Source organism: Mucilaginibacter sp. (assembly GCF_041660805.1).
GTDB lineage: Bacteria > Bacteroidota > Bacteroidia > Sphingobacteriales > Sphingobacteriaceae > Mucilaginibacter.
The window spans coordinates 70,374-80,397 of record NZ_JBAZVP010000024.1 but is presented as its reverse complement, the minus strand read 5'-3'; the positions used below and the strand labels follow the sequence as shown (position 1 = coordinate 80,397).

The window sequence follows — 10,024 nt, the reverse complement described above, 5'->3', positions numbered from 1 at the left end:
CATCCGTCGGATGGGCGCTGGGTGATGGACGGGAACACCAGGATTTCGGATGGGATGCAACCGAAGCAAATGAGCTTTACGAGTTATTGGAAAATAAAGTAATTCCCGAATTTTATACGAGAAACAGCAACGGGATACCGGTCCGTTGGGTGGAACGTGTCCGTCAAAGCATGGCTAAGCTCACGCCGTTATTTTCCGCCAATCGCACAGTCAGGCAATATACCGAACAATATTATATACCTGCAGCTTCCCGTTTTAACGAACGTATAAAAGGATGGTCAATCAGGGACATTCGACGCGATTTAAAAAACAGGTGGGCCGGCGTAGCATTCAGAACCTTGCAAATCGACAACGCGAATGATGCTTATAAGTTTTATATCAGTGTTTGGATCAACGGTATAAATCCGGAATATTTGAAAGTAGAATTATTTGCTGACGACCTGAACGGTGGCGCCCCAATGATTACCCCTATGTTTTTACAAATGGAGCGGTCAGCGGATGGCGCACATATATACCTGGCATCAATTAAAAGCAACCGCCCGGTGGGCGACTTTACACCAAGGGTCGTTCCGGCTTATAAAGGCATTTCGGTACCGCTTGAAGACAATCATATCCTGTGGTATCGCTAAAAATAGTGTAGCCTGGTGCGTTCTGTGAGGTAAGCATCGAACTCATGGACTATCCAGCTCAATTACCACTCGTTCTTTATCAGAAGCATCGCCAGCCGTTTTCATCTGTAGCAGAGGGGAATAGTGTTGCTCCCAGATGGTGGGGCTCCGCCAGTTAAGAAAAATCAATATCTTTGAATAACACTGACAGATTAAATTGAGGCGCGTGAAAAAAACCCTCGAACAGATCCTGTTATTTGGCCCCGACCTCATCCTCATCGATGAATTTATCAATAACCGGCCCGACCACCGTTTATGCCGCAAGATCAAACAGGTAAACGGGCTGAGGAACATCCCGGTGATCGTTCTTTCTACGGCGAACGACATTGAACTCATCGCTACCGAATGCCAAGCCAACGGTTATATCCGCAAACCCTTTGATGTCCGCGAAATTGTCGACAAGGTGATAGGTCTTGTGAGTGACCAGTCATTGAGCTATTAGTTCCGGTGCAAACCGCACGGTTCAGACTGGCAGAACCACCACGGTTACCCTTTGTACCCGTGGCGCTGATCTATCTTAGCGCCTTAACAGAGTTCTTTGGTTTCGAACCACTGCATGCCGAAGAACTGGCGATCAGCATAACCATTGGCCTGATTTCAGTAGCCTGGTTTGAGTTTCTTAAAATGGCAAACACGCAAAAAAAGAACAGAAATCTCTTAGATCATGCCAGCCAAATTGATAACAAAACCTAACAAGCATTTTAAAAACAACAGGATAAGATCGCCCCTAACTCGTACAGAATGAATTATGGGTTAACATTAAGGCAAATTAATTCCTCAGCTCGGGGAACTGAACCAGCAGGCCAAAGTCAACAGCGTACATATCTCGCTGAATTTCGATCCGTCGGAGGAGCTTTGGGAAGATCGCTTAAAATAAATCGCGGTGGTTTATAGGGATAAGATCGGATGCTCCGGCCAGCCTTATTTGCTCTACCAGCACTATGATGCGGGTGCCCCACATCAGCACTTGGTCACGACGGACATAGGCCGGATGGCAGCCGGATCGGGCTGCATAATCCGGGCGGGAACCAGTCGGAAAAAGCATGCAGGGAAATAGAGATCGCCTTGACATTAAAAAGGATGTGGCACATATCATTCAAACGGAAATGGAAAAATTATTAAGCAATCCCGGCTTAATGCATCTGATTATCAAAGAAAGCCCTGAAGTTTCCAAGCGCTCAATTATATTATTTGTCATATCATGCACATCCGTTTAAAGCATCCCACCATTGCTTTTTTATCTTATTAAACCGCGTAAAATGCGGATGAGGTTGCTGTTTGCGGGCGGCCGGAATAATTAAAAGCTTGCTCCGTATCTGTTGAAATAAAATACGACAGGATCCCCGATGCTAAAGCCCGTTTATTTTAACTATCAGAATTTGTGCAATCAGTTACTTCTGCATGTGCCCATGGTCATTTTTCACGGAATTGTTTATGCGCAATTTTAGTTATTATTACATGGTGATGAAAATAGATACAGAAAACAAGGTAGATATGAACAGTATAGAACTGAAAAGAAATTTTGTTTCTGTGGCTTCACATGAAATCCGAACACCCCTAAGTTCGATTTTGCTTTCTGTTTCACTGATTGAAAAGTATACGCAGCAACAGCAGACTGAACTTATTTTTAAACAAACCCGGAAAATCAAAAATACGATCACAAATCTAAAAAGCATTCTGGAAGATTTCCTTTCGTTGGAGAAGCTGGATACGGGACAAGTAACAGCTGCCTTCGAAACATTCGACCTGGCTGAGTTGAGCAACGAAATTATCGAAGAGATGCAGGAAATGGCTTTGCCTGACCAAAAGCTTCGGTTGATCTGTGAGGTAGAACGGAGTGTCAACCTGGATAGAAACCTTCTCAAAAACGCAATCATCAACCTGATTTCCAATGCGATTAAATACGCCGGAGCGCCGGTAATAATTGAGTTGAAGGTATACACCCGCCCCGATAAAACAGTTATTCGGGTAACGGATAATGGAATCGGGATTCAGGAAGTAGAGCAGGCTAATTTGTTCCGGCCGTTTTACAGAATCCATTCAAGCGGGACCATTCCAGGTACAGGCCTCGGCTTGACTATCGTCCAGCGTTATATAGGTCTCATGAAAGGAACAATAACTTTTGAAAGTAAACCGGGACAAAAAACAAGCTTTAAAATGGTCTTCCCTGCTCAACTGCAGGCGGCGGCTAAGGGTGCTGATTAATCGTCTTGCCCGAAGTCGTTAATGCCTCAGACAACCGCACATCGAACCCATAAATGTCCTTGCGAAAATTCAGGCGGTTATTCCTGTCGATAAAAGCGGTAAAATATGCAATAAATACCGGCACCGTTTGTTTTAGTGTTATCATTTTCTCCGGCCCGCCCCTCATTCCCTGCTCAATTCTTTCCGGCGTCCATTCCTCACGACTTTTTAGTAAAAAAGCGGCCAGAAGGGCGGGTTCGCTCACGCGTATGCATCCATGGCTAAAAGCACGCGATGTTTCTCCAAAAAGTGATTTGGAGGGGGTATCGTGCAAATAGATATTATAGCTGTTGGGAAACAGGAACTTTACGCGCCCTAAGGCGTTATCTGATCCGGGCTTTTGTCGTATTACTGGCAGTCCATCCCGATAGCCGGTGATTTCCATATGATGCGTCGCCAGATAAGCCGGATTGCGGCTCATAGCCGGCAGTACCTCATTTCTAACAATGCCTGGCGGAATATTCCAGTAAGGATTAAATACAACGTATTTAATATCGCCATAAAATATACTGGTGCGGTGCATCGTTTGACCCACCACAACATTACAGCTCCAAAGCAAACTGTCGGCATGATAGACATGTAATTTAAATTCCGGAATGTTTACGGCGAGGTAATCACTATTGAGCCTTACCGGAAGCCATCGGCTCCGCTCCATATTGACCACGATCTGTTGGATGCGCTTTTGGATCGGCACATTCAATTCTGCCAGGGTTTCCTTACTTAAAACGCCGTTTACCGCCAGTCCGTGCCGGTCCTGAAACCGTTTTAGCGCTTCGTTCAATTCTTCATCATAACTTTTACCGCTTGTATCACCTTTAAAATCCCCTAACTTAAAGAGCCGGTCCTTCACAGCGCATACAACAAGGGAAGCATCGCCATATTTTATCCCGGGCGTTATGTTTATTGGCAGCCATTTTTGTGTTGCCAACGTGTGGTATTTGATCAGATATTTTCTCAAAAGCTCATACTGGCGATACACCGGCTCATCTTTGCTAAAATCGGTCGAACGGGTGCTTATCAGGCTGTCCAGGTATTCTTCATAATTGACTTTCTTCCTTGGCAGGTTCCAGTTTGCGGAGCGGCTCGTTGTCGCATCCTGACCTGACCAAGCGAGCTTTGAAAGTACAAAATACTGGGCCGTCAACATCAGTTCAAGCTCTGTGTCCGGTTGCTTTTTTATCGGTTCCCCGGCAAACATCAGCGAATCCAGCTTCCGTTGGTAAGGCGGGTTCCCAAGCACCCCCTCGTGCTGAAAGTTGAGTATACGGTTGGATAAATTAGATGCATACTCGATCAGACGCCCGTTTTCAAACCATGCATATGTATAGCGCCGGTGGCTGTAAAAAGTATAGATTTCTTGTGTATGAGGCTTAAAGGCCGGGTACAGGCGAAGGAAATCAGCGATTTTGAGACTATCAAATGCCGTTTTACTTTGACTGCTGAAGTTGCCCGGTATCGTTTGATTCCATTTCCTGATCGTCGTATCGGACCCGGGTACCTTTTGAGGTTGCTGCTGGCCGCAGGCAGACAGGCATAGCAATAGCAGGATTGAGGTTGACAATAAAAAAAATGGCGGATTATATGACCTTTGTAACATCCTCATCCTAAATAGTTTCTTCAGAAAGCATGTGATTGGATGCATTCCACCACAATTATAGGTATATACGTACAAAAGATATTTTTTATTATTTAAAACACATAGGCGTATTTAATACGGGCAGTGGGCTCTCGTTGTTAATAAAGGTGATGCATCGCAGAGAGTCCATCCTTTTTTGGCTTGCAGATTATTAACAATAAGTCTGCTTTAGTCGGGAAAAAAAGCTCCGCGTGACCACAGAGTATCTGGATGAAAATTGCCTGCCTGGGTGTGATTGTATTTCTAATCACCATTGCACCGCTGGGTTTTGGGGCGGCTACCGAATGCCATTTAAGGGCGTTCAATACCACTTCGGCAATTTCAGCATCTGTTTTACGGTAAGCGAGCGATACGCCGATCTGGATGTCTTCCGCTATCGCTTTCACTCCGGCGACTTTTTTGGCCGCTTTTTCCGCCGAGAGCTTTTTGGAATAAGAATCGACAATATCTGAAAGGGCAACGATCCCGTTCTTTACCGCCACTCCGATTTCTGATGAATTTAACAATGGCTGCCATTTTAATTCGTCCATCACGTCTTTTTGAATCTGAATGTCTGTTTTCATAATTTAATAATTAAATAAAAGATGTAGTATTTCTTACCACAAAGGGCTGATTACCCGGTGAAACTACATATGATAGCGGTCAGCAGCTGGCATGATTGTGGTCACAACCAATATTTTACAATTTGGTAAATTTGTGATCATGGACATATCTATCAAACGATCCTGCGCATCTCTCTTCGTTGGACGACACGGTTCGGGTTATTTTGCACCAGCCAGCCCAGTTGAACTTATCTTATCTTTTTAGCGCTGCTGGCTATCATTCCGCCCGTTAGCTGTTGAAAATGCTTGCTTTGACTCTATCGCATCCTCATATCGCTATTAGTTTTTTATTGTACTGTTTCATCATAGACCCTCAATGCCACAGGTAAACAGGCAGCTACGCCTGTTAAGCCGCAAACTGTTAGGGTAATAAGAATAGCATCCTTAATTTCATCCCTGGTGGCACCCATTTTTTTTGCCATAGCTACATGATAATAGATGGCGGCCGCATCGCCGTGGGCTGCTTTAATGCCAATGTACAAGAGCTGTTTGGTTTTCGCATCCAGACCGGGCGTGCTTTTTAATGCTTCGATCAACGCATCAAAAGCCTTGGATACTTCCGGAGCTTCCTGCTGGAACACCCCTATCGGATTATTTGTGTTATTCATATTTAACTAATTATTTGTCGGCAGAGAAGCTTTTTGATATAAACATTCACCCGCTCGTTATTTAACACCTCGAGTTTTTACCGCGTTTAGGCGAATCATATCATTTTGAAATTGCTGCCATTTCATGATCATAAAAGTGAATAACCTGGCCTGCGATAAAAATGACGGGGATCAGCTTAAAACGTGATATAGTTCATATTCAGCAGTGTACACAAAATTTACATTTGTATACCCGATGGATGGAACGTGTTCCAATTTCGGTAAGTGTTCAGACAAGTCCCTCAGAGGTACGCCTGCGCATTACGGAACCGGAGGACCCGGTTCCGTTTTTTAATTATCACAGAAGGCCATGGGTTTAATAAGATATACGTACATAGTCTTTGCCCATAGGTCAGATGCAAAACTTACATTCGAATGAAGCTGGTTAATTACGCTATTCCGCTGGTATTTCTGATCAGTGCATGTTCAAATAAAAAAGAGCATACGCAAGCGGTTATCCATGATCTCACCGTTTCACTATACGCTTCTGCAAATGTCAAAGCCAAAGACCAGTACACCGTTATATCCACTGTGCCGGGCATCATTAAACAAATTAACGTTCAGCCCGGCGACCTGGTTAAAGCGGGAGATGTGCTTTTTGTCTTGGAAAGCCGAGAAGCCGCATTAAATGCAGCTAACGCCCGCCAGGTTCTGGATTTTTCCCTTTCAAATAGTCAGGCCAATTCAGAGCAATTGCAGGAAGCCCTGTTCGAGGTACAGGCCGCCAAAGATAAATACCGGCTCGACTCCGCTTTTTATGGCCGTCAAAAAAAATTATGGGAGCAAAATATCGGTACTCTTTTAGATTTTGATCAGCGTCAACTGGCATTTACCACTTCAAAAATAAATTATGATGTAGCCGTTAAGCATTTAACGCAATTGAAAAAGAAATTAAAGAATGATCTTGAACTGTCGAGGATCAATTACCGAATTACTCAAAAGCGGGCAACCGATTATTTGATCAAAAGTGAAATTGACGGGAAAGCGTTTGATGCGATTAAAAATAAAGGCGAACTGGTGACTACGCAAACCGCGCTCGGCATTTTAGGGAAGCCCGATCAGTTTTACCTGGAGATGAATGTTGATGAGAACGATATTACGGGGGTTAAACCAGGGCAGCGGGTTGAAATTACCATGGATAGTTATAAGGGACTACTCTTCCGGGGCATGGTTAGTAAAATTCATCCGATAATGGACGAAAGGTCACGTACATTTAACGTTGAAGCTGTTTTTTCAGACCCGCCGGCAAAGCTTTATCCGAACTTAACAGCAGAGGTCAATATCATCGTCAGCGTGAAGAGAAAAGCCTTACTCATCCCCAGGAACTTCCTTGATAAGGATAATTGCGTGTGGTTAAAGGGTAATATAAAAAAGAAGGTGATCACGGGCGCAATGGACGAAAGAAATGTGGAAATACTGCATGGCCTTGATCCGCAGGAAACCATTTATAAACTCGATTAAATGAAAACAGGACTGCTTTTAAATATTGCGCTCGCGCTGCTGATGGCACGCCTGAAGCAATCGGTTGTAGCTGCTGCCGGGGTTACATTTGGCATTGCCATGTTTATTGCGCTTATCAGTTTTATGACGGGTCTAAACAAAATGCTGGACAGCTTGATCATCAACCGTACGCCTCATATCCGGCTGTACAACGCTGTTGCACCTTCCAAAACGCAGCCCGTTGACCGGGCCGGCGAGTTTGCAGGCTTCAGAAATTTTATCCAGTCGGTGAAACCAAAGGATGAAGGAAAGCGGCTCTATAACGCGAGTCGCATCATTGAAGCCATAAAGGCTGATGGCCGCGTGATTGATGTTGCCCCAAAAATCGGTACGACCGTTTTTTTTAACAGCGGCACCATTCAGCTGTCAGGCATGATTGATGGCGTCGACGTTCATCTGGAGCAGAAGCTGTTTCACCTGAACGATAACATTATTCAGGGTACTATTTCCGATCTGGGTACGGTGAATAACAGTATAATCATTGGCAAGGGACTTGCAGACAAGCTTATTGTCAAACCGGGAGACGTGGTACAGGTTACCACACCCGATGGCGATATTGCTACGCTTAAAATAGTGGGTATCGTGCAGTTTGGGATAGCCGAAGTAGACGATGTGCAAAGTTTCACTTCTATCCAGACGGCGCAAAAGCTGCAGGGTAAGCCGGCCGGCTACATTACCGACATACAGGTTAAATTAAAAGATATAACCCTCGCCCCGGTTGTTGCAAAAGAATATGCCCGTCTTTTTGATATGGATGCTACCGATGTACAAACTGCCAATGCCCAGTTTGAAACCGGCACCACCGTACGCAATACGATAGCTTATAGTGTCAGTGTTACTTTGCTGGTGGTTGCCGGATTCGGGATATACAATATATTGAATATGCTGATCTATGAAAAAATGGACGCGATAGCAATATTAAAAGCTACAGGATTTTCCGGCAATGATGTTAAGGCGATCTTTATCCAGTTATCCATGGTGCTGGGTGTGGTTGGCGGTATTGTTGGTGTACTGCTGGGTTATGGTTTATCGCTTATCATTAGCCATATTCCGTTCGAGACGTCGGCATTGCCTACGATTAAAACCTACCCGGTAAATTTTGGAGTTACTTACTATTTAATTGGCATTGGCTTTGCGCTAATAACCACTTATCTGGCCGGTCTGTTTCCGGCCCGTAAGGCGGCAAAAGTTGATCCGGTGGTCATCATAAGGGGGAAATAATGGAAACACCGGTTTTACAGGCGATCAATATCAATAAGTATTTTTTAGACCCGGTCCGTTTCCGTGTGTTGAAGGATATCAGCTTCTCCATCGGGCGGGGTAGTTTTGTTTCCATTACGGGAAAATCAGGTTGCGGTAAATCCACATTATTATATATCCTATCCACTATGGATACTGATTATGAGGGCGAGTTATTTCTGGACAATGAAGCTCTTCAGGAAAAAGATAACGCAGCGCTTGCTCTTGTTCGTAATCAGAAGATCGGGTTCGTATTTCAGTTCCATTACCTGATCGAAGAGTTTAATGTTCTTAAAAACGTAATGCTCCCTGCAATGAAACTGGGTAAATTTTCCAACGAGATGATAGAACAAAAGGCAATGCAGCATTTAAAAACCTTAGGTATATACGACCAGGCCCTGAAAAATGCCAGCCAGCTGAGCGGAGGGCAAAAGCAGCGCGTGGCCATTGCCCGGGCGCTGATTAATGACCCGCTGATCATTATGGGCGACGAACCCACCGGCAACCTGGATAAAAAAAACAGCGATATCGTTTTTGGTATCTTTAAAGAGATTTGCCTTGAAAACAAACAGACAACGCTCGTAGTGACGCATGATCCCGATTTTGCCAAACGGGCTGACCGGATCATTCAGATGGAAGACGGAAAGATCCTATTATAACTTCGGCGCAGAAGGGAACGCAGCTGAATGGTAGAAACAAAGCCGCTGCGGTGGCTACGAAAATCGCCATGGCCGCTCCTGCCCGGATGCTTTTTTAACGTTAATTTGCTTTAACATTTTATCAACTCGCTTTACGCCAATGAAGACTCCAATTTTTGATTCAACTTACTTTGACAGGCTGTTTTCTCATTTTGAACCCGGGCTGCGACAGTTCATAGCTGATCACGGGAAAGTTAAAACGTTCATGGCCGGGGAGATAATTATGCAAACCGGGCAACATCTGAAAGCCTCCGCGCTGGTACTTGAGGGCAGGGTTAAACTGTACCGCGAAAGTGATGAGGGTGGCGAATTTTTTATGTATTACCTCGAACCGGGCAACGCATGTGCTTTGTCGATGATCTGCGCGATTAAACAGGAAACCAGCCAGGTTACGGCCAGGGCAGTCGAGGACACCGTATTATTGATGATACCTATCATCTTTATGGACGATATGATGAAACAATACAAGACCTGGTATTATTTTGTGCTGGAAACCTACCGGGCCAGATTTGAGGAACTGTTGACGGTAATCGATGATGTCGCCTTTCGTGCGATGGATGAACGGCTGTTCTTCTACCTGCAAAAACAATACCGGCAACTAAAAACCAATAAGCTTGTGTTGTCACACCTGGATATCGCAAAAGACCTGAACTCTTCCCGCGAAGTAATCTCCAGGCTGCTTAAAAAAATGGAGCAGCGCGGCGATGTAAAACTTCACCGTAAATTCATAGAATGGTTAAAAACTTAGCCGGAGTGACATAAGTCACCGTTGCCGGTTGCGTCAAGTCGC

At 44.6% G+C, this 10,024-nt stretch carries 12 protein-coding genes; 8 read left to right on the top strand and 4 right to left on the bottom strand.

Annotation, left to right across the window (positions count from 1 at the left end; translation table 11 throughout):
* From WC743_RS21720 to WC743_RS21710, 3 genes are all read left to right on the top strand, one after another.
* Positions 1–629, top strand: a 629-nt coding sequence (locus tag WC743_RS21720) for a hypothetical protein (protein ID WP_373015518.1), incomplete at its 5' end; no start/stop codon positions are given.
* Positions 630–834: 205 nt separating this feature from the next.
* Positions 835–1,110, top strand: a complete 276-nt coding sequence (locus WC743_RS21715; RefSeq protein ID WP_373015516.1) for a response regulator — start codon at positions 835–837, stop codon at positions 1,108–1,110.
* Positions 1,111–1,115: 5 nt separating this feature from the next.
* The gene (locus tag WC743_RS21710; protein ID WP_373015514.1) at positions 1,116–1,361 is read left to right on the top strand and encodes a hypothetical protein; all 246 of its coding nucleotides are present in this window, start codon (positions 1,116–1,118) and stop codon (positions 1,359–1,361) included.
* Between the two features lie 175 nt (positions 1,362–1,536).
* On the opposite strand, the gene WC743_RS21705 is transcribed toward WC743_RS21710, so the two are convergent.
* Positions 1,537–1,713: a hypothetical protein gene (locus WC743_RS21705; RefSeq protein WP_373015512.1), complete on the bottom strand. Its 177-nt coding sequence runs from the start codon at positions 1,711–1,713 to the stop codon at positions 1,537–1,539.
* Positions 1,714–2,132: 419 nt separating this feature from the next.
* Here WC743_RS21705 and WC743_RS21700 point away from each other — a divergent pair, with 419 nt between their 5' ends.
* Positions 2,133–2,873 carry a sensor histidine kinase gene (locus tag WC743_RS21700; protein ID WP_373015511.1) on the top strand — a complete coding sequence of 247 codons (741 nt, stop codon included), beginning with the start codon at positions 2,133–2,135 and terminating at the stop codon, positions 2,871–2,873.
* Here WC743_RS21700 and WC743_RS21695 read toward each other — a convergent pair.
* The 3 genes from WC743_RS21695 to WC743_RS21685 form a co-directional block, all read right to left on the bottom strand.
* A complete protein-coding gene (locus WC743_RS21695; protein WP_373015509.1) occupies positions 2,857–4,473 on the bottom strand; it encodes a murein L,D-transpeptidase in 1,617 nt (538 codons plus the stop codon). The genes WC743_RS21700 and WC743_RS21695 overlap by 17 nt on opposite strands.
* Before the next feature lie 173 nt (positions 4,474–4,646).
* Positions 4,647–5,111, bottom strand: a complete 465-nt coding sequence (locus WC743_RS21690) for a BON domain-containing protein (protein WP_373015507.1) — start codon at positions 5,109–5,111, stop codon at positions 4,647–4,649.
* A gap of 326 nt (positions 5,112–5,437) precedes the next feature.
* The gene (locus WC743_RS21685) at positions 5,438–5,758 is read right to left on the bottom strand and encodes a carboxymuconolactone decarboxylase family protein (protein ID WP_373015505.1); all 321 of its coding nucleotides are present in this window, start codon (positions 5,756–5,758) and stop codon (positions 5,438–5,440) included.
* A 414-nt stretch (positions 5,759–6,172) separates the two neighbouring features.
* Here WC743_RS21685 and WC743_RS21680 point away from each other — a divergent pair, with 414 nt between their 5' ends.
* The 4 genes from WC743_RS21680 (at position 6,173) to WC743_RS21665 (ending at position 9,982) form a co-directional block, all read left to right on the top strand.
* A complete protein-coding gene (locus WC743_RS21680; protein WP_373015503.1) occupies positions 6,173–7,258 on the top strand; it encodes an efflux RND transporter periplasmic adaptor subunit in 1,086 nt (361 codons plus the stop codon).
* Positions 7,259–8,518, top strand: coding sequence for an ABC transporter permease (locus WC743_RS21675; RefSeq protein ID WP_373015501.1), 1,260 nt, complete (start codon positions 7,259–7,261; stop codon positions 8,516–8,518).
* The gene (locus WC743_RS21670; protein WP_256539341.1) at positions 8,518–9,195 is read left to right on the top strand and encodes an ABC transporter ATP-binding protein; all 678 of its coding nucleotides are present in this window, start codon (positions 8,518–8,520) and stop codon (positions 9,193–9,195) included. Before WC743_RS21675 ends, WC743_RS21670 begins: the two co-directional genes overlap by 1 nt.
* Before the next feature lie 139 nt (positions 9,196–9,334).
* A complete protein-coding gene (locus tag WC743_RS21665; RefSeq protein ID WP_373015499.1) occupies positions 9,335–9,982 on the top strand; it encodes a Crp/Fnr family transcriptional regulator in 648 nt (215 codons plus the stop codon).
* The last annotated feature ends 42 nt before the right edge of the window (positions 9,983–10,024 follow it).